Origin of the sequence: Oceanobacillus picturae (genome assembly GCF_000612865.1) — a bacterium.
GTDB lineage: Bacteria > Bacillota > Bacilli > Bacillales > Amphibacillaceae > Oceanobacillus_B > Oceanobacillus_B jordanicus.
On sequence record NZ_CCAX010000004.1, the window covers coordinates 67,628 to 85,858 of the forward strand.

The following is an 18,231-nucleotide window of genomic DNA, read 5'->3' on the forward strand; positions in this document are numbered from 1 at the left end:
GTTGTCGGGTTTTATTTCATTATATATTCGATTTAGAACCAGCTATGGTGGAATACGCCTTCTTTATCTTTTCGTTCAAACGTATGGGCACCAAAATAGTCACGCTGTGCTTGGATAAGGTTTGCTGGTAGATCCTCACTACGGTAGCTGTCAAAGTATGCAACAGCACTAGACAGTGTTGGAACAGCAATTCCGTTTTTAATCGCGACAGCAACCACTTCACGAAGTGCTGACTGATAGCCTTCGACAATTTCCTTGAAGTATGGATCAAGCAGAAGATTTTTCAATTCTGGATCACGATCATAGGCATCTTTAATTTTTTGCAGGAAGTGTGCACGAATGATACAACCTCCGCGCCAAATCATGGCAATATCGCCATAGTTTAAGTCCCAGCCATTTTCCTCAGACTGTGCGCGCATTTGAGCGAAACCTTGTGCGTACGAACAAATCTTACTCATATATAAAGCTTTGCGAATTGCTTCGATAAGCTCTTTCTTGTCTCCATCATAGGCTTTAGGTGTTGGTCCTGAAATAACACCGCTAGCATGGACGCGTTCTTCTTTTAATGAGGAAATGTAACGAGCAAATACAGATTCTGTGATCAATGGAAGTGGCACCCCTAAATCAAGGGCATTTTTACTTGTCCATTTTCCGGTACCTTTTTGGCCGGCTTTATCAAGGATAACATCAACCATTGGTTTGCCTGTTTCTTCATCATTTTTCGTGAATATATCCGCGGTTATTTCAATTAAATAACTGTCAAGCTCGCCTTTATTCCATTCGGTGAATACCTCATGTAGCTCCTGTGCGTCCAAGCCTAGTACATGTTTCAGAATGAAGTAGGCTTCTGAGATTAATTGCATGTCCCCATATTCAATTCCGTTATGCACCATTTTCACATAATGGCCGGCACCGTCTGGCCCGATATACGTGGTACAGCTATCACCATCTACTTTTGCTGCAATAGCTTCAAAGATTGGTGCGACTAAATCATAGGCTTCTTTTTGGCCACCTGGCATGATAGACGGGCCTTTAAGTGCACCTTCTTCTCCACCTGATACGCCTGTTCCAATGAAATGAATACCGGATTCACTCAAGCTCTTATTACGGCGGATCGTATCTTCAAATAACGTGTTTCCGCCATCAATTAAGATATCCCCTTTTGCCAAGTGGGGTTTCAATGATTCAATGGTTGCATCTGTTGCAGGACCTGCTTTCACCATGAGCATAATCTTACGAGGTTTTTCTAGTGATTGAACAAATTCTTCAATCGTTGTGCTTCCGACAAAATTCTTTCCTTTTGCCTCTTCGTTTAAAAACGCTTCTGTTTTCTCTGGTGAGCGATTAAACACAGCAACAGAGTAGCCTCTACTTTCAATATTTAAGGCAAGGTTTTTTCCCATTACTGCCAAACCTATAACGCCAATTTGTTGTTTTGCCATTAGAACTCCTTCTTTCTATTAAATATATCTATGTTTTCTCTAGCATATACTACCTAAAGGTATTACGTCATCTAATCAACCTCTGAGAGTCTATTTTCTAAGTTGTACTTATTTTCGGTAATTATTCAACCCTCGGTGTTGCGTTTCTTCTTAAATAATCTCCCGATTGAATCAAGAACCGGGCGCTTCCCACCCATCACAATTCCGGCAAGCTCCGCAAATATATGTAAAAGTGCCAAAACAAACAGCGTAATCACGAAAGCAATCGTAATATTCGCATTCGAAAACAAAATCGCCATGGCCCCAAATAAGGCACTGAACCCATAGATAATGAGGACCGTGGTACGGTGGCTGTACCCCGCATGAAGGAGCTGATAATGAACATGCTTATTATCCGCCATCATAATATTTTCTTTATTATAGGCCCTTCTTACAATCGCAAATAAGGTATCGAATATTGGCACTGCAAGTACAATAATTGGAATAATAAAGCTGAACAAAGCGATATTTTTAAATAACCCGAGCATCGACACGACTGCAATCATATACCCGAGAAAATTTGACCCGGAATCTCCCATATAAATCTTTGCTGGGTAAAAGTTATGAAATAAAAACCCAAGATTTGCGCCAATTAATACGATACTTAAATAGGCGACAAGAAGTTGGGCATCGATAAGCGCCATGATAAAAATGCTAATTAACGCAATCGTTGTGACACCAGTAGCAAGCCCGTCCAGGCCGTCGATTAAATTAATTGCATTGGTAATCCCCACGACCCATAAAACCGTGATCAGCACGCTAACAAAGCCTAATTCGACTGTACCAAAAAAAGGCAAGGTAAGCTTTTCAATAATCAGGCCTGATGAAACAAGAAAAGAAGCAGCAACTAATTGGCCTGTTAACTTAACCACTGGCCGGATACTAAAGCGATCATCCAAAGCGCCTGTCAAAATGATAACCAGTGCACCGATTAGTATTTCCGGTAGATGGGGATGGCTAGGTTGTAAATAAAGAGCACCCAAAAACGCACCAAGGAAGATGGCAATGCCACCAAGTCTTGGTGTAACTTTTTTATGTACTTTTCGGTGGTTTGGCAGATCCACTGCCCCAATGACGTTAGCAAATTTTATAACGGGATATGTTAACACAAGGGAAGATATGGCTGCAATAAGAAATGCGATTATGAAGTCGACATAATTAAACATAAATTTCTCCTATAATTCATGATGACTGACCCTTCTATTTTTCCGTAGAACTTTCCTAGATTATATCGAAAAAAGTAAGCTTCAAGCAAGTTTCTTTTTAGAAACAATCACTAACCCCACGTAGTTCCTTCAAAAAGTGCGTCATACGCTTGTTTTATCGATTACCTCCCTCTGCAACATTATCTTTTCTACCGTGAAAAAATGAAACATTCATCCTATTAAGCCGTACTATAACATGTTGCTGAAAGGAGGTGGATAAAATGGTAGCCTATTATTTTGTCGCAGCTGCTGTTCTAGCTGCATTCCCAATACTTACTCTTTATAAAGTACTAGTGGGAAAACTAAAAGAAGAACCTGCAGCACAAGCAAGCATCCAACAGAAATTTTTTATCGGTGTAGCACTTAGCGAAACCATCCCGCTATTATTAATCGTGTTCGGCTACATAAATCTTACGCCCGTTAACTCGGTGGAAGAGTTGTATATTCCCGGTCTCATTGTTCTCTTCATTATGGCTTACGCTGTTTTCTTTATTTTTCTACAACGCAATGTAGATGTCACACCAGAGGCTAAGCCAATTGTACAATCATTTACACTGATTAGTTTAGCTTTGGCTTTAGGGGTGCCAATTATTGCATTCGTTTCTTTATTTATGATGATGCCATAACGAGAATTCTATTTTTTCCTATTAATCCATTAGTAAACGCCATTTTGGATCTGGTTTGACCTATTTAAAAGCAGGGTACCTTCTACAAAAAGGAGGGACCCTTAATGGAGCCTAAGTTTAAAATTTACCATAACGACGACCAATTAAGTGAAGCGGTTGATAAACTCCGTAACGATGGTATACCTGATGATGATATCTATATCCTTTCTATAGATAATGATCATGATCGCAGAGCAAGAAAAGAAACCGATGCAAATAAAATCGGAGCAAAAGTAATCGGCGTTAGTACGGCACTCAAAAATGTTTTCAAAGGTAAAGGGGACACCATACGTTCAAAACTAAATGAGATTGGCTTTGATAAATCGAAGTCTGAACAATTAAAAGTTGAATTAGATAAAGGGAAGACCTTACTTGTCGTAACAAATCAGGAAAGTATAGATATTTAATTATCAGTTTAGAAGCCTACAGGAGAGTTAAGATTAACTCTTCTGTAGGCTTCTTTTAACTCCACACACAAAGGTGTAACGAAAAAGTAACCTTTGTCATCTTTTTCGGAGTACCCCCCATATTATCCTCTTTCTATATTTCAAAAATGTCTAGCAAAGAAATAATTGATGTAATATTTGGTATTTATTTAAAATGTGCCTTTATACCGAGTTTCGCCTGTGTTCCGTAAGGCTATAGATAACAAACTTCATAGCTAATAAATTAGATCCCCAGAAAGGAGCAAGCAAGTGTGTGACAAGGAGAATAAAACGGTATCGAGACACAAGATGGAACAAAAGCAGCAACCATCTGTCCCATATGCTCTTGCAGGAGGAATAGTAGGAGCTGGTCTTGGCCTCTTAGCCAGTCCGGAAAATGGTAAAAGAATCGTGAACCGAATTGGTCAATCTTCCGTGCTAAAAATTGCTGGACGGGAGGTATTACGAACTACCCAGGATATGCTGACAGAGCAGGCGATGTTAGCTTTACGCCAGAATGCAACAGGTTACATCCAAAGGTACACCGAAAAATTGCACGAACCAAGACAGGAAACCCATCCAGATGCGTTGGAGAACAACCAAGATTCTTTTCAAGAAAAATACGAGGAGTTAAAAGAGGAAAATAAAAATCTCCACAACAATCTGCAACGGATTGAAGACAAGTTAAATACTTTACTTGAGGTGGTTGGGAACCCACCACCATAAAGGGGAAATTTAATGGCAGATGTAGTCAAGAAAACAGTTAAAAAGGTTGCAAAGAAGGCACTTGAAAAAACACCTGATGCGATCGAAGAGAAAGCAAAGGACAAAGTGCAGGAGAAAGCAACAAACCTTATGAAAGATAAAGTAGAAGAGAAAGCAAGATCACAAGCAGAAACGGCTGCCAACAAGTTAAAAAAAGTTAAAGAAAATAACAATAAGAAGGTCCATTCACGAGCCGAAACTGCGAAGGAAACAATGCAGGACAGTCTGCTGGCTGTTCGAGACAAATTGAGTGATGCCAAAGAAGCCGGTGAAGCATTACAGGAGAAAGTAAGGAATGGCAAACGTACCAAAGGTCGAGCTCGTACCTTAAAAGGGCCGAATGATATAAAAGGTATTTCCCACATCAAAAGCATCAGTAATCTGAAGAGTACGGCAGATATCAAGAAGGCAACAAATATAAAGTCACCTAAGGATATAAAGACATTAGGTTCAAAATAATCGATTGCGAAAGGAGAATGAATAATGGCAGTACAAAAGAGTACAGACAGTTCAAGCTTAGCAGAGGTTATTGACCGAATTCTTGATAAAGGGATCGTAATTGATGCCTATGTGAGAGTTTCCGTAGTAGGTATCGAGATTTTAACCGTGGAGGCAAGAGTTGTCATCGCAAGTGTCGATACGTGGTTGCGCTATGCAGAAGCTGTTGGGTTACTTCGGGATGATGTTGAGGAAGAAGGCTTACCAGCACAGCAAAATGAACGAGATGCTCAATTCAGTATATAAGTACGCGTTCAAAAGATGGTGATGTTCACTTTTGGAGAACAGTAGGATGGTGCCTGCTGTCCTCCCCTTATTTAAAGGAGTTGGAGGATGCAATGGCTATTAAAGAATTAATGGATAATGTAGCGGAATTTTTCAGAGCAAACGTTGCTCCCCCTCATAAAATTACATCCGTAGAAAAAGGAGAAGAGAATGGCTGGAGAGTAACGATCGAAGTGATCGAAGAAAAAGAGTATATGAGAAAATACGCAAAGGATGAAATGCTAGGTATTTATGAAGTCTTTTTAAATGATGAAGAAGAGGTAACTTCATTTAAGCGCCTAGATATCCGCTACCGAAGCAAGATTGAATAATCGATGCCTTCGATGGTATGTAAAGGAGTGAAGGATAAATGACCGAAACAGAACAAACCGGAATCTACATTTTCTGTGCAGTCCAAACAAGCGAACCAATTGATTATGGCCCCATCGTAATTGATGGAGCTCCAAGGGATACCTTCGCTGTCCAATATCAAGATGCTGCAATGATTGCCTGTGAAGCTCCCATGAAAATCTATCACCCAAACAAGGAAAATTTAATGATGCACCAATCAATGGTTTCAAGAGTGATGGGAGCAAATGATACAGTCATCCCTATCAGTTTTGGAAATGTATTCAAAACGGAGAAGGATGTCCAAATATTACTCGAAAACCTTTATGGCCAGTTTACTGAAATTTTTCCAGAGATTAAGGGGAAAATTGAAGTTGGTTTAAAGGTGATCGGAAAAAAAGAGTGGCTAGAAAAGAAAGTACAGGAAGATCCTGAGCTGGGGAAAATGGCAGCGACCACAAAGTGCAAATCAGCCGCAGCTGGGTACTATGACCGTATAAAGCTTGGCGGAGCAGCGAAAAGCTTTATCACGAGCCTTAGACAGGATGTGCAAAAAAACATTTACCATCCTCTTAAATCCCAGGCAACTGCAGCTACTTCAAATGAGACACAAGGGGAGAAAATTTTATTAAATGCCTCCTTTTTAGTCGACCGCGAAAAAGAGGAGCAATTCGATGAACTGGTCAATGAACGGCATGATCAGTGGAAGGATAAAGTAGACTTTCAATACACTGGTCCATGGCCAGCCTATAATTTCATCAATATTCGTCTAAGTGTCGAGGAAGCCTGATGCTTGTAACAGGGTCTATTAAAACCATTATCGGTATAGCCAAGAAAGTACAGGAAGAAGTCGATAAGGAACTATATGACCTACCGACAATACAGCAAAAGCTTATTCAATTGCAGATGATGTACGAATTGGAAGAAATACCTGAAGAAACGTATAAAGCGAAAGAAACAGAATTACTTTTACGTTATGAAGTGGCTAAGAAAAAAGAAATGGAACAATGGGAAGCACTTACGACGCAAAAGGAAGAGGATCAAAATGAGTAATCTAATTTATTTATACGGCCTTGTGCCAACAGAAGAAATGGAAAAGGAATCTTTATCTAATCTGACAGGTTTTGACGGAACAAGCAGTATATATTCGTTACCAATTGGCGACATAACGGCCATTGTATGTGCGTTACCAGCAGATGATTATAATGCTGCAACGATTGAAAGCAAACTAAACCAAGACATGGAATGGTTGCAAAATAAAGCATTTCATCACCATGAAACCATTACAGCACTTCACCAACAATATACGTTTATTCCATTGAAGTTTTGTACAATTTACGAGGACACAGCAAACCTTTACGAAACTATCCGATCTAACGAAAAACAGCTTACTGATTCTTTTCAAACCCTTCATGCTAGTGAGGAATGGACCTTAAAAATCTATTGTAATGAACAAAAGCTACGTGAATCTATTAAAGAATCAGATCCTGAGATTGAAAAACAGAAGGAAGAAATAACAAAACTTCCTCGAGGCAGACAATTCTTCGAAAAAAAGAAGATTGATTCCCTTGTTGGTAAACAGCTCGACCAAGAAAAAGACAGATTTGGAGAAACCCTCCATCGATTAGTAAAAGACGTTGCAACAAACTATACCGTGAAGAAAAACTGGAACAAGGATATGACGGGTCTTAAAGAAGAGATGGTTTGGAACAGTGCCTACTTGGTGCCTAAGGAAAAAGTCGAAAACTTTATAAATATCATTTTGAGATTTGAAAAAGAGCAGGCAGACACAGTGTGGAGAATTGAAGCTACAGGGCCTTGGCCGGCATACCATTTCTCCGACTTTTCACAAAGCGAGGCTAAAAGTTATGCCAACAACTCGTGAAACAATTGCTAATAAAGAAGTAGGTTTGATTGATATTTTGGATGTCATCCTCGACAAAGGGGTTGCCATCAAGGGTGACTTAATTATTTCGATTGCAGGAGTTGATCTAGTCTATCTTGATTTACGCGTACTGATAGCCTCTGTAGAAACACTTGTCCAGTCCTATAATCATCCAGAGGTTACCTCAGATAATTTCGACAACCAAAGGAGGGATTTGCTCGATGCTACAGGACAGCAAACAGAGTGGACGAATTAACCTTGACCCAGACAGCGCCCAAGACGGGCTTGCCCAACTAGTTATGACCGTCATAGAGCTTTTAAGACAGGTAGTGGAACGGCACGCAATTAGACGCGTTGAAGGTGGCACCCTAACTGAAGAGCAAATTGAAGATCTTGGCATTGCCCTTATGAATTTAGAAGAAAAGATGGAAGAGCTTAAAGAAATATTCGGTCTGGATGCCGAGGATTTAAATATTGATCTTGGGCCATTAGGAAATCTTATGTAAAAGATTGGAGGCTGCTATATGCCTGTCGAACAACAATTACAGCATGGCAACGGACCTAGTAATCTTGTTGACGTTCTGGAGAAAGTATTAGATAAGGGTGTCGTGATTGCCGGAGATATTTCCGTAGGCATTGCTGATGTAGAACTGTTGACGATTAAAATTCGTCTCATTGTCTCTTCGGTTGATAAAGCCAAAGAAATAGGAATGGATTGGTGGGAAACAGATCCATATCTGTCTTCCAAAGCCACGGAAAAAACGACAGCTTTAGAACAAGAGAATAAACAATTGCATGAAAGGCTTAATGCATTAGAGGATAAATTGTCCAAAAACAAATCTACAGCACAGACAACAGGAGGGGAAAATAATGACCAAAGATAAAAACACTAGCGACAAAAAAGGTGGAGCAATCAAACGAGCGGCAACCGGAGGGGTTGTAGGAGCAACAGTTGGTTATTTATCCGCACCACAGAACAGGAAAAAACTTATGACTAACTTAAGTAAGGAAGTGCTTGTAAACAAAGGGAATCAAATAGGCTCCCTTACAAAAGAAAAATTAAGTACGTTGAAGGATTCGGGAAAAGAAAAATCTACAAATGCCTACCAAAGCATAAAAGACTCTACTACTAGTCTTTTAAAGAAGAGGAAAGATGAAGATAGTAATACAGATACAGATCAAGATGAATCCTTCGAGTTACCAGAAGCTGATGATGAAGAAGAGCTTCAGAATACTGACACGCGGGATAAAGAGTATGATGCATTAAAAGAGGAAAACGAATCATTACAAACTAGGCTGGATAAACTTGAAGAAAAAATGAATCAGTTCTTGGACGCTCAACGTAACGAGGACAAGGGAAGCCAAGATGATAGCGAAGATCAAGAAGATAATGAAAGCCAAGATGACAGCGGAGATCAAGAAGATAATGAAGGCCAGGATGACAGCGGAGATCAAGAAGATAATGAAGACCAGGATGACAGTGAAGAGCAAGAAGATAATGAAGACCAGGATGACAGCGAAAACCAAGAAGATAATGAAGACCAGGATGACAGCGAAGACGACGAAGAGGAAGACAACGAGACAGAAACAGAAGATGAGAAAAAATCTTCTCCTAAGCTTAATGCAAATAAGAAATCCAATAAGGGAAAAAAGGCTTCAGGAAGTAAAAAGACCACAAAGAAACCTGGTAAATCTACCAGTAATACAAAATCTACAAAAGCGCAAAAGAAATCTGCTGATTCTAACGAAGATGAGACTAATATTGAAAGCAATGACGACACCTCTTCCTAGGCATAAAATTTTGAGCAAAAAGGAGAGATATGATGAGTGAATCCTTGATGAAAGATAATATACTATCCTATTTTGTGGTAGCTTCCAATAAGCATGATTTTAATCTCGATATTTCCCTGCTCGTAAATGGAGCACTCGTTTCAGGTACTTTAATCTCTGCACAAGATTATTTTCAGACATTAAGCAAGTCTTTTGAAGACGGGAATGACATTTCCAAGACAGTCGGTGAACAGCTAGCAAAAACGAGCGAATCCTTGGCATCCCAAGATAACCCTGATCAGCCTGAATATATTCATCTGAAAAACTCGCAAATCTATTTCGGGGGAAATAAGCCTACACCTTCAAAAGGAGATATCCTTTGGAGAGGTAAATTAAGTGAAGTTGACAGTTTTTTCTTAGGAAAGATCACCGAATCTAAAAATACGAGTAGTAGCAAGTAATCAGATAATATCCACAAAGAAGCAGAACCATGTTATATCTAGTGGTTCTGCTTCTTTTCTGCAGCCAGGCGATTATAATCCGATGCTTTATTGTAGTTATACCCTCTACCCCCTTTCTTTATTTCTAGCCACTTCTCTATTTTTATACTTTTCTTTATGCTATCTACCCCTTATACTTTTATCATATCAAAAAACGAAAGCGCGGTAATCGAATGGATGAACGGAGAGTAATTTCGAATGTATGTATGCTCGCTGGAAAGATTATGTTGGAGAGTGGTGCAGAAACCTATCGTGTAGAAGATACGATGAATCGAATGGCAGCTGCTTTTCAATTGACTGAGGCAGAAAGCTATGCCACCCCAACTGGGATTAATTTTTCTACGGACAGTGAGGAAGCCTCCCACTTTCGCCGTATCTCAAAGCGTTCAACAGATTTACATAAAATAGCAGAAGTAAATAGTATATCTCGGCAAATTGTAGCAGAAGGTCTTGATCCACGGGAAGCGCTTCTCTTATTAAAAGGCGTTTCTTCTTCAAAAGAACAGTATCCATCTTGGCTTTTGATTATAGCTGCTGCTCTCGTTAGTGGCAGCTTTGCCATCATGTTTGGTGGACAATGGCCGGATTTCCTGCCAGCTTTTTTAGCTGGTGGAGTTGGATTTGCCGCAATGATTGCCTTTGAAAAGCTCATTGAGACGCGCTTCTTTGCAGAGTTTTTCGCTTCCTTTGTTATTGGCATTCTTGCGGTAGTTTGTTTACATTTTTCAATTGGAATAAACCTGGATAAGATTATTATTGGGGCTGTTATGCCACTCGTGCCTGGCCTGCACATCACGAATGCAGTAAGAGATCTAATGGCTGGCCACTTGGTAGCAGGGGTTTCAAAAGGTGTAGAAGCGATGTTGACAGCATTTGCTATCGGGGCGGGAGTCGCTGTGGTCTTTGCCTTTATTTAACAGGAGATTGACTTGAATGAGGTGTTTTTTATGATATTCGCACAATGTATTACTAGTTTCATAGCCGCCGCTGGCTTCGGCATTTTATTTAACGCCCCGCGAAAAGCCCTTATCCAATGTGGGCTCGTCGGCATGTTCGGTTGGCTTTTATATTATATTTTAGTAGCAGAAGGCATTGATGTGGTACCCGCTACCGTTTTTGCGGCGATGCTTGTAGCAGTGCTAAGCCATGTTTGTGCTAAGCTGTACCGCACCCCCATTATTATTTTTAATGTTTCTGGAATTATTCCACTTGTGCCAGGAGGCATTGCTTATGATGCGATGCGTAACTTTGTAGAAAATGATTACTTTCATGCGGTTCAGTTATCCGCGAAAGTGATGCTGCTTGCTGGTAGCATTGCCATTGGTCTAATGTTCTCAGAAGTAGTCAATCAACTTTTTCGTAAATCATGGGATTGGTTAAAACCATAAGACCGTTCACTTTTGCTGTATAGGTTTTAAGCTTATGTAAAAGCTAATCAAAAGAGCAAAATGACTGTATTAAAATGTTCCTATCTAGGCGGTATACTACACCTTTCATTCCGCTCTAATTTTTCGTCCTAGTGTATCGCATCGGATTGATTAGTTGATTTATCATTTTTTTCCTTATAGAATTATGTATTATCTCAAATGAAATGGAGAGGCTTTTTTTGACTAACCTACACACACCTAAAGCAGTTATTGTTATCTTCGGAGCAACAGGGGATTTAGCGAAACGAAAGCTCTTCCCTTCTATTTATAAATTATATAAGAGTGGTAAAATTGGCGACGATTTCGCAGTCGTTGGCTTGGCAAGAAGACCATGGACCAATGATGTATTTCGCACAAATGTCAGGGAATCTCTGCAAAACGCACTCTCTATGGAAGAGGATGCAGAAGAGTTCACTTCCCATTTTTACTACCATCCATTTGATGTAACACAAGCTGAATCCTATACGGAACTTAATGGTTTAATTACCGACTTGGAGTCTACATATAAAACAGATGGTAACAGAATCTTTTATTTGGCCATGGCTCCGGAATACTTCGGATCTATCGCCCATCGTCTTGAGGAGTATGGCTTAAAAAACAGCGATGGCTGGACACGTCTTGTCATTGAAAAACCGTTCGGTCATGATCTTAAATCAGCAAAAGAATTGAACAAGGAAATTCGAGTAGCATTCAATGAAGATCAAATCTATCGTATTGATCATTATCTAGGTAAGGAAATGGTACAAAACATTGAAGTAATCCGATTTGCAAATGGTATTTTCGAACACTTGTGGAACAATCGATCCATTTCCAATGTGCAAATTACATCTAGCGAGGAGCTGGGTGTAGAAGAACGCGCACGCTATTATGATCATTCAGGTGCCGCAAGAGATATGGTCCAAAACCATATGCTGCAAATGGTAGCATTGCTTGCAATGGAACCGCCAATTAAATTGACCACTGATGAAATACGTTCTGAAAAAGTAAAAGCATTACGCGCATTACGTCAACTTGAGCCAGAGGAAGTGGACGAGTACTTCGTACGAGGACAATATGGCAAAGGTACGATGAAAGGAAAAGAATTAGTTGGATATCGTGAAGAAGCGGATGAGCTTCATGATTCCAATACAGAGACATTCGTTGCCGGCAAGGTAATGATTGATAACTACCGCTGGGCTGGTGTCCCTTTCTATATTCGTACAGGGAAACGAATGGCGGAAAAATGCACAAAAATCGTGGTAGAGTTTAAGGATATTCCGATGAACCTTTACTATAAGGAAGAGGCGGAAAAGCATCCTAATTTGCTTGTCATTAATATTCAGCCAAACGAGGGCATCACATTATACCTGAATGCTAAAAAATCTGGTATGGGATCTATGGCAGAGCCAATCCAACTCTCTTACACGAATAATGGCGTTAGTGGAATCAATACCCCAGAGGCTTATGAAAAACTCTTATTTGATTGCATGATTGGGGATACAACCAACTTCACACATTGGGATGAAGTTGCCCATTCTTGGGCCTTCATCGACACTGTCCTAAACAGATGGCAAGAGGTGAAAGCAGACTTCCCTAACTATACTTCCGGATCTATGGGGCCTGATGCAGCAAACCAACTGTTAGAAAAAGACGGCTTCCACTGGTGGGATGTAGCGAAGAATGAATAGCAAGTGAAGTCAATAATCAGCAGTTCCGTGTCAGGCGGGACTGCTGTTTTTTTGTGCTGATTGATGAAGTTGGTGACTTGGTGGGCGATGCTTTCTCTCGTGGGCGATGTTCTCACTTTCACGGGCGATACTCCCTTCCTTTCAGTCGATGTTCCTCTTCCCTCGGCCGATACTCCCTTCCTCTCGGGCGATGTCCCACCTCCCACGGCCGATACTCCCTTCCTCTCAGCCGATGTTCCTCTTCCCTCTCAGCCGAAGTCCCCCCTCGCACGGCAGATGCTCTCTCCCCCTTCTAACCACCAAAAAAAAGAGCCCTTCGCCATCAGGCGAAGAGCTCCTATCCTATTCAATTAAGCCTTTTTTCTTTTTTCTTCTTTTTGTTATTTTTAATGTTAAATCATCAAACAGGGTGTACACCACTGGGATGAGTAGTAGTGTAAAGATACTTGAAACACCAAGTCCGAAGATGATGGTTACAGCTAGCGGTTGTTGTGTTTCCGCTCCCTCCCCTAATGCGAGGGCAAGTGGAACCATTGCTAGGATAGTTGTTAATGTTGTCATCAAGATTGGGCGCAGTCTGCTTGGTCCTGCTTCTAAGATTGCTTCGTAACGATCTTTACCGTTTCGTCGCAAAATATTAATATAGTCAACCAGTACAATGGAGTTATTTACCACAATACCGGCGAGCATAATAATCCCTATAAATGCTGGGATACTTAATGGGATACCTGCCACAAATAATCCTAGTAGCACCCCGACAACTGTCGTAGGCATTGCAAACATAATGATTAGTGGGAACAGGAAGTTTTCAAACTGAATTGCCATTACCGCGTACACGAGAAAGATAGAAAATACCAGGGCTAATGCTAAATCGCTGAATGACTCTGCCATATCTTGGGCTTGCCCGCCAATGGAATAATTGTAACCATCAGGTAAGTTCATCTCTTCCAATGCCGCTTCAACATCGGAGACTACGCTCCCGAGATCACGACCCGAAATGTCACTGGTTATATTCAGCTGCGGTTGTTGATTTTCCCTAGTTAATGCTGCTGGTCCCTGCATGCTTTCAAGGTCCGCTACCTCTTCAAGTGGAATAACAGCACCACTTGGCGTTTGAATTTTAGTATCTCGTAAATCATTAATACTTGAGCGTTCTCCCTCAGGGTAGATCATGGTAACATCCATTTCCTGGCCTGCTTCACGATACTGTGTGGCTACTTGGCCAGTAAATTGTAACTGGATTTGTCCAGAGACTTGATCCTGTGTTAATCCATACATTGCTGCTTTTTCTTTGTCTACCACAATGTTCATTTGTGGAATGCCCTCATCCGCCCCACTTTCTGGATTATACACACCTTCTATATCAGAAATTTTGCTTACAACTTGATCTGAAAGCTCTGTTAAGACCTCATGCTCTGGGCCGTTTAACTGAATTTGAATCGGGTCCCCGGATCCCATTCCTGAATCCATAGAGCTTACAGTTATTTCTGCTCCGGCAATGTCTTGCAAGGCTTTATCCATATCTTGCACGATATCCGCGGTAGTTTCCTCACGTTCACCTGATGGTGTTAACTGCATCGTATAAGTGGCTGTATTACCTCCACCGCCCCCAATGCCGTTTCCTCCGCCTATGCTGACATAATTGGTTTCAATATCACTTTCGAAATCTGTAAGTTTTTCACTCACTTGATCTACAATACTTTCGGTATGTTCAAGCGTACTCCCTAATTCTGTCTCGACTCGAACTTCCACTTGGCCTTGGTCTGCCGATGGAATAAATTCTGCCCCAATGAATGGGATAAGGCCTAAACTTGCTATGATCGCTAGTATGGATGCGATAATGGATGTTTTTCTATGACCAAGCACCCATTTCAATACACTGCGATACTTGTCGTTTATCCAGCCTAAGAATCGGTCAAACCAATACCTTCTTCCGTTATCCTCCATTGCTTTTGAGAGCAATTTAGATGAAAGCATCGGTACTAGCGTAACCGCCACAATGAGTGAGGCAATTAACGAGAACGATACCGCTAAAGCCAATGGCGTAAATAGATCTGAAGCAATCCCTTCTACATAAATGATTGGCAAGAATACAACCAATGTTGTTGTCGTAGAAGCAATAACTGCTGGTGCCAGTTCAGATGCACCCTTTGTTGCCGATTCGACGAGACTGTACCCTCGCTTACGATAAGAGTATATGTGCTCTAGAATAACGATGGAACTATCCACCATCATACCAAGACCTAACGCCAGGCCACCTAATGTAAGGATGTTTAGTGTTTCTCCTGTAAAGTACATCAGTGTAAATGTCGCAATAATAGCGATTGGAATTGATAATCCAATAACCAATGTCGCTCGGACACTCTTTAAGAATAGCAACAAGATAAAGATGGATATGAGACCACCAATGATAATGTTTTGCACAACTGAATCAATCGACATCTGAATAAATTCTGATGTATCAATGATTACGTCCAACCCAACATCTGCTGGCAAATTCTCCTTTATCTCTTGTAAACTATCTTCCACCGTTGTAGCAACATCTACGGTATTACTATCGGTTTTTTTAAGAATGGATAACACCACAGAAGGCTTTCCATTTACAAGTGTTGTACTCGACTCCTCTTTAAATGAGTCTTCCACTTTAGCAAGGTCTTCTACATGTACTGTGGTACCGGTTTCTGTTTGGATAATCGTTTTTTCAATATCTTCTATCGATTCAAATTGTCCGGTCATTCGAAGCTGTAGATCTTTATTTCCTTGTTCCACCGTTCCGACAGAAGCATTTTGATTCGTGCTCCCAAGTGTCTGGGCAATCGTTTGGGCTGTTACACCGTATTGTTGCAAACTTTCCTGGTCTAAAATAAGTTGAATTTCTCTTTCTTTGCTACCTTCAACCGTTACAGAACCTACCCCGTCTTGTCTTTCCAAAAGAGGGACTACTTGCTCATCCGCAACTTCTGTTAAAGAGGCGGTGTCCTTCCCTGTTAGTCCAACCCACATGACAGGTAGTTGATCAGGATTAAAACGCATGATTCTAGGGTCACCTGATTGTCCAGGCAATGCTCCGCTAACCTGGTCGATACTTTCCCTGACGTCTAACAATGCCTGATCGAGGTCTGTTCCATTACTGAACATCATCACAACCAAGGACGAACCAGCTTGGGATTGTGATTGTACGGTTTCGATACCTTCTACTGTACTAACCGCTGATTCAATCGGCCGACTGACCAAATTCTCTACTTCTTCTGGCGCAGCATCTTGATAGGACGTAGCAACAACAGCCACTGGTAAATCTATTTTGGGAAATAGATCGATCGTTAGGCTTCGTAAGGAAACTACTCCTAGTGCAATGATTGCCAGAACAATCATGATAACGCCAACCGGGCGCTTAACGGATGTATTTACTATTTTCAAAACTTACTCCCCTCCCGTGACGCTCACTTGATCACCATCAGTAAGCCCTAAATGGCCGCTTACTATAATTTGGTCACCTTCTGAAACATCACCTTCAATTGCCGTGTTCTCAGATTGCGTTTCTAGTACCGTTACGACTACCCGCTCGGCCTTATTGTCTTTCACAAGAAAAACAAAGGACTCTTCATTCTCTTGGTTTACAGCCTCTGTAGGAACAATAATCGCATCACTAATTGTCTCTTCTGGGATCTTCATGGAGGCAATCACGCCAGGAAGTAAATCCTTTTCCTCATTACTAAGCGTTGCCTGTACTGGGTACAACCCATTTTCACCAGGCATTGAATCCACAGAACTGATTTCTGCCTCGTATTCCTTATCAGCTGCCTCGACTTGATATGTGTCTCCTGTTTTCAATAGGCCAACAACATCTGAAGTCACTGTGAAATTAAGTTTTAATTCATCTAGGTCGGCAATAACCGCAAATGGTTCTTCCGCACTTACCATATCTCCCTCTGCTGCGCGAAGTTGTGTCACTTCACCATCTCGGGATGCTCTTATATTTTGGTTACCTGCTGGTGTGGATATTGTAGCGATCAAATCATCCTCTTCCACCATCTCTCCATTTTCAACTTCTAAGGAATCTAACTCGCCTGCAGCTTGCAACATAATCTGAGATGTTGAACTAGCCGCTGCCCTGCCATATAAAGATCTCTCTATAACAAGATTGTCATTCTTAGCTTCCTGTGTTTCTACAGGAATAACCCTTTTTTCCACTTCTTGATTCGTATCTTCATCCTGATTACAAGCAGCTAAAATTCCAATTAGGAAAACTGCCGTAATACCTATCATCCATCTTTTCATGTATGTAGCTCCTCTCCATTCCTTCACAATTTATTGTAAAAGCTTAATGCCTGCAATTTTGCTTAGCATATAACTTTCTTTTTTTATAGTAGGGTGATAATTAAAATGTGCAAGCAACCCTTGGATAACAACTGCTTGCGGGTCCTTTTTCTGAAATTCTTTTTCAAGTGCTTTAATTGCTTCACCTAAACGTCCTATTTCCTCTTCTGATACTGAAAGATCAGAAAGTTTCCCTCTAAGCGCGGCAAATATTTCTTCAACAGATGGCATGTTCTCTTCATTATCATCTTGACTATATTTTTCAGGGAGCTGTCTAACCGTAACTAAAGCCGTTTCCTGTCGTTGTAACATTCCTTCCATCAGATCATCAAGCCGTCTGACAATGAAGGCGCCTGCCTCCTCCATTTCAATCGATACATGATCAAGCACAATCCACTTAAAATAGCCATCTAACAAACCACCTAATTGGATAACTAAATCAATTAAGAAGGGCTGTGCTATTCCACCATAGATGGCCGTAATATTTTCTTTCAGCCAATTGAAATTCTCTACTTTAAAGTGTTCCATCAGTTTATCTGTATCTTCACCTATCGAGATGTTCTCTCGAATTAACATCATAATACTGTCCTTAGACTTATATAAGAAATCAAATAAAACCGTTATTTGATTGGCAAGACTTTCTCTTGGATCATTATTCTCGGCCTTAACCTCATTCATTTTAAGAGATAAGTTATGATGAAAGTATTCAAATGATGTGGAGATAAAATCCTCTTTGGATTTAAAGTGAATGTAGAAGGCGCCTTTCGATATACCTGATTCGCTGGCTATTTCCTGAATAGACGTATTATGGTATCCTTTCTGAGCAAACAGTCTCATTCCGGTCTCTATCAGCTTCATCTTTTTTTCATTCATTTAAACACCTGTTCCTTTGTACGATTACATATATAATTAGTTTCAGTTATTTTACTGACTAACTGGTCAGTCATTTTATGTTCCTTATAAGCTTACTAGTTGAAAGCCTCTTTACACAAGTTTTATGATGTGTCTATTTTG

22 protein-coding genes are annotated in these 18,231 nt (G+C 40.6%); 17 read left to right on the plus strand and 5 right to left on the minus strand.

The window, feature by feature from the left end; translation table 11 throughout:
* Positions 1-32: 32 nt before the first annotated feature.
* Positions 33-1,442, minus strand: a complete 1,410-nt coding sequence (gene gndA, locus BN988_RS17110) for an NADP-dependent phosphogluconate dehydrogenase (RefSeq protein ID WP_036578406.1) — start codon at positions 1,440-1,442, stop codon at positions 33-35.
* Positions 1,443-1,567: 125 nt separating this feature from the next.
* Positions 1,568-2,647, minus strand: coding sequence for a glycosyltransferase family 4 protein (locus BN988_RS17115; protein ID WP_036578408.1), 1,080 nt, complete (start codon positions 2,645-2,647; stop codon positions 1,568-1,570).
* A 260-nt stretch (positions 2,648-2,907) separates the two neighbouring features.
* Here BN988_RS17115 and BN988_RS17120 point away from each other — a divergent pair, with 260 nt between their 5' ends.
* The 17 genes from BN988_RS17120 to zwf all read left to right on the plus strand — a co-directional run bounded on the left by BN988_RS17120 (position 2,908) and on the right by zwf (position 12,900).
* Positions 2,908-3,312 carry a hypothetical protein gene (locus BN988_RS17120; RefSeq protein WP_036578409.1) on the plus strand — a complete coding sequence of 135 codons (405 nt, stop codon included), beginning with the start codon at positions 2,908-2,910 and terminating at the stop codon, positions 3,310-3,312.
* A gap of 104 nt (positions 3,313-3,416) precedes the next feature.
* Positions 3,417-3,758, plus strand: a complete 342-nt coding sequence (locus tag BN988_RS17125; protein WP_036578411.1) for a general stress protein — start codon at positions 3,417-3,419, stop codon at positions 3,756-3,758.
* Positions 3,759-4,046: 288 nt separating this feature from the next.
* Positions 4,047-4,502, plus strand: coding sequence for a YtxH domain-containing protein (gene gvpT / locus BN988_RS17130; protein WP_231495270.1), 456 nt, complete (start codon positions 4,047-4,049; stop codon positions 4,500-4,502).
* 12 nt (positions 4,503-4,514) lie between these two features.
* On the plus strand, positions 4,515-5,000 hold the full coding sequence (gene gvpQ / locus BN988_RS17135; RefSeq protein WP_036578415.1) for a gas vesicle protein GvpQ: 486 nt from the start codon (positions 4,515-4,517) through the stop codon (positions 4,998-5,000).
* 24 nt (positions 5,001-5,024) lie between these two features.
* Complete coding sequence (gene gvpJ, locus BN988_RS17140) at positions 5,025-5,285, plus strand: gas vesicle protein GvpJ (RefSeq protein WP_036578416.1); 261 nt, start codon at positions 5,025-5,027, stop codon at positions 5,283-5,285.
* Positions 5,286-5,377: 92 nt separating this feature from the next.
* Positions 5,378-5,635 carry a gas vesicle protein GvpO gene (gvpO, locus tag BN988_RS17145; protein ID WP_036578417.1) on the plus strand — a complete coding sequence of 86 codons (258 nt, stop codon included), beginning with the start codon at positions 5,378-5,380 and terminating at the stop codon, positions 5,633-5,635.
* A 38-nt stretch (positions 5,636-5,673) separates the two neighbouring features.
* On the plus strand, positions 5,674-6,441 hold the full coding sequence (locus tag BN988_RS17150; protein WP_036578418.1) for a GvpL/GvpF family gas vesicle protein: 768 nt from the start codon (positions 5,674-5,676) through the stop codon (positions 6,439-6,441).
* A complete protein-coding gene (locus BN988_RS17155; protein ID WP_036578420.1) occupies positions 6,441-6,704 on the plus strand; it encodes a gas vesicle protein GvpG in 264 nt (87 codons plus the stop codon). Before BN988_RS17150 ends, BN988_RS17155 begins: the two co-directional genes overlap by 1 nt.
* Positions 6,697-7,536 (plus strand): GvpL/GvpF family gas vesicle protein, encoded by an 840-nt coding sequence (locus BN988_RS17160; protein ID WP_036578422.1) that lies wholly within the window; start codon positions 6,697-6,699, stop codon positions 7,534-7,536. Before BN988_RS17155 ends, BN988_RS17160 begins: the two co-directional genes overlap by 8 nt.
* A complete protein-coding gene (locus tag BN988_RS17165) occupies positions 7,520-7,792 on the plus strand; it encodes a gas vesicle protein (RefSeq protein ID WP_036578423.1) in 273 nt (90 codons plus the stop codon). Before BN988_RS17160 ends, BN988_RS17165 begins: the two co-directional genes overlap by 17 nt.
* Positions 7,758-8,042, plus strand: coding sequence for a gas vesicle protein K (locus BN988_RS17170; protein WP_036578424.1), 285 nt, complete (start codon positions 7,758-7,760; stop codon positions 8,040-8,042). The genes BN988_RS17165 and BN988_RS17170 overlap by 35 nt, the downstream gene beginning before the upstream one ends.
* 18 nt (positions 8,043-8,060) lie before the next feature.
* Positions 8,061-8,420 carry a gas vesicle protein gene (gene gvpJ, locus BN988_RS17175; RefSeq protein WP_036578425.1) on the plus strand — a complete coding sequence of 120 codons (360 nt, stop codon included), beginning with the start codon at positions 8,061-8,063 and terminating at the stop codon, positions 8,418-8,420.
* A complete protein-coding gene (gene gvpT / locus BN988_RS17180; protein ID WP_036578427.1) occupies positions 8,407-9,327 on the plus strand; it encodes a YtxH domain-containing protein in 921 nt (306 codons plus the stop codon). Before gvpJ (BN988_RS17175) ends, gvpT (BN988_RS17180) begins: the two co-directional genes overlap by 14 nt.
* 32 nt (positions 9,328-9,359) lie before the next feature.
* On the plus strand, positions 9,360-9,767 hold the full coding sequence (gvpU, locus tag BN988_RS17185) for a gas vesicle accessory protein GvpU (protein WP_036578428.1): 408 nt from the start codon (positions 9,360-9,362) through the stop codon (positions 9,765-9,767).
* Positions 9,768-9,979: 212 nt separating this feature from the next.
* Complete coding sequence (locus BN988_RS17190) at positions 9,980-10,723, plus strand: threonine/serine exporter family protein (RefSeq protein ID WP_036578429.1); 744 nt, start codon at positions 9,980-9,982, stop codon at positions 10,721-10,723.
* Positions 10,724-10,735: 12 nt separating this feature from the next.
* Positions 10,736-11,194 carry a threonine/serine exporter family protein gene (locus BN988_RS17195; RefSeq protein WP_202606593.1) on the plus strand — a complete coding sequence of 153 codons (459 nt, stop codon included), beginning with the start codon at positions 10,736-10,738 and terminating at the stop codon, positions 11,192-11,194.
* Between the two features lie 218 nt (positions 11,195-11,412).
* Entirely contained in the window at positions 11,413-12,900 is a 1,488-nt protein-coding gene (gene zwf / locus BN988_RS17200) for a glucose-6-phosphate dehydrogenase (protein ID WP_231495271.1), read from the plus strand.
* 342 nt (positions 12,901-13,242) lie between these two features.
* On the opposite strand, the gene BN988_RS17210 is transcribed toward zwf, so the two are convergent.
* Genes BN988_RS17210 through BN988_RS17220 form a run of 3 tightly spaced genes read right to left on the minus strand, consistent with a single transcriptional unit; the run spans position 13,243 to position 18,090 of the window.
* Positions 13,243-16,317 carry an efflux RND transporter permease subunit gene (locus BN988_RS17210; protein ID WP_036578434.1) on the minus strand — a complete coding sequence of 1,025 codons (3,075 nt, stop codon included), beginning with the start codon at positions 16,315-16,317 and terminating at the stop codon, positions 13,243-13,245.
* A gap of 3 nt (positions 16,318-16,320) precedes the next feature.
* Entirely contained in the window at positions 16,321-17,178 is an 858-nt protein-coding gene (locus tag BN988_RS17215; protein ID WP_036578435.1) for an efflux RND transporter periplasmic adaptor subunit, read from the minus strand.
* Between the two features lie 30 nt (positions 17,179-17,208).
* The gene (locus BN988_RS17220) at positions 17,209-18,090 is read right to left on the minus strand and encodes a TetR/AcrR family transcriptional regulator (protein WP_036578437.1); all 882 of its coding nucleotides are present in this window, start codon (positions 18,088-18,090) and stop codon (positions 17,209-17,211) included.
* Positions 18,091-18,231: the final 141 nt, after the last annotated feature.

Excerpts from the sequence above, each read along its gene's own strand:
- BN988_RS17215 (WP_036578435.1), bottom strand. The coding sequence starts at position 17,178 with ATGAAAAGATGGATGATAGGTATTACGGCAGTTTTCCTAATTGGAATT.
- gvpO (WP_036578417.1), top strand. The coding sequence starts at position 5,378 with ATGGCTATTAAAGAATTAATGGATAATGTAGCGGAATTTTTCAGAGCA.
- BN988_RS17155 (WP_036578420.1), top strand. The coding sequence starts at position 6,441 with ATGCTTGTAACAGGGTCTATTAAAACCATTATCGGTATAGCCAAGAAA.
- BN988_RS17170 (WP_036578424.1), top strand. The coding sequence starts at position 7,758 with ATGCTACAGGACAGCAAACAGAGTGGACGAATTAACCTTGACCCAGAC.
- BN988_RS17190 (WP_036578429.1), top strand. The coding sequence starts at position 9,980 with ATGGATGAACGGAGAGTAATTTCGAATGTATGTATGCTCGCTGGAAAG.
- gvpU (WP_036578428.1), top strand. The coding sequence starts at position 9,360 with ATGAGTGAATCCTTGATGAAAGATAATATACTATCCTATTTTGTGGTA.
- gvpJ (WP_036578416.1), top strand. The coding sequence starts at position 5,025 with ATGGCAGTACAAAAGAGTACAGACAGTTCAAGCTTAGCAGAGGTTATT.
- BN988_RS17160 (WP_036578422.1), top strand. The coding sequence starts at position 6,697 with ATGAGTAATCTAATTTATTTATACGGCCTTGTGCCAACAGAAGAAATG.
- gvpQ (WP_036578415.1), top strand. The coding sequence starts at position 4,515 with ATGGCAGATGTAGTCAAGAAAACAGTTAAAAAGGTTGCAAAGAAGGCA.
- BN988_RS17115 (WP_036578408.1), bottom strand. The coding sequence starts at position 2,647 with ATGTTTAATTATGTCGACTTCATAATCGCATTTCTTATTGCAGCCATA.
- BN988_RS17165 (WP_036578423.1), top strand. The coding sequence starts at position 7,520 with ATGCCAACAACTCGTGAAACAATTGCTAATAAAGAAGTAGGTTTGATT.
- BN988_RS17120 (WP_036578409.1), top strand. The coding sequence starts at position 2,908 with ATGGTAGCCTATTATTTTGTCGCAGCTGCTGTTCTAGCTGCATTCCCA.
- gvpJ (WP_036578425.1), top strand. The coding sequence starts at position 8,061 with ATGCCTGTCGAACAACAATTACAGCATGGCAACGGACCTAGTAATCTT.
- BN988_RS17220 (WP_036578437.1), bottom strand. The coding sequence starts at position 18,090 with ATGAATGAAAAAAAGATGAAGCTGATAGAGACCGGAATGAGACTGTTT.
- gndA (WP_036578406.1), bottom strand. The coding sequence starts at position 1,442 with ATGGCAAAACAACAAATTGGCGTTATAGGTTTGGCAGTAATGGGAAAA.
- BN988_RS17150 (WP_036578418.1), top strand. The coding sequence starts at position 5,674 with ATGACCGAAACAGAACAAACCGGAATCTACATTTTCTGTGCAGTCCAA.
- gvpT (WP_036578427.1), top strand. The coding sequence starts at position 8,407 with ATGACCAAAGATAAAAACACTAGCGACAAAAAAGGTGGAGCAATCAAA.
- BN988_RS17125 (WP_036578411.1), top strand. The coding sequence starts at position 3,417 with ATGGAGCCTAAGTTTAAAATTTACCATAACGACGACCAATTAAGTGAA.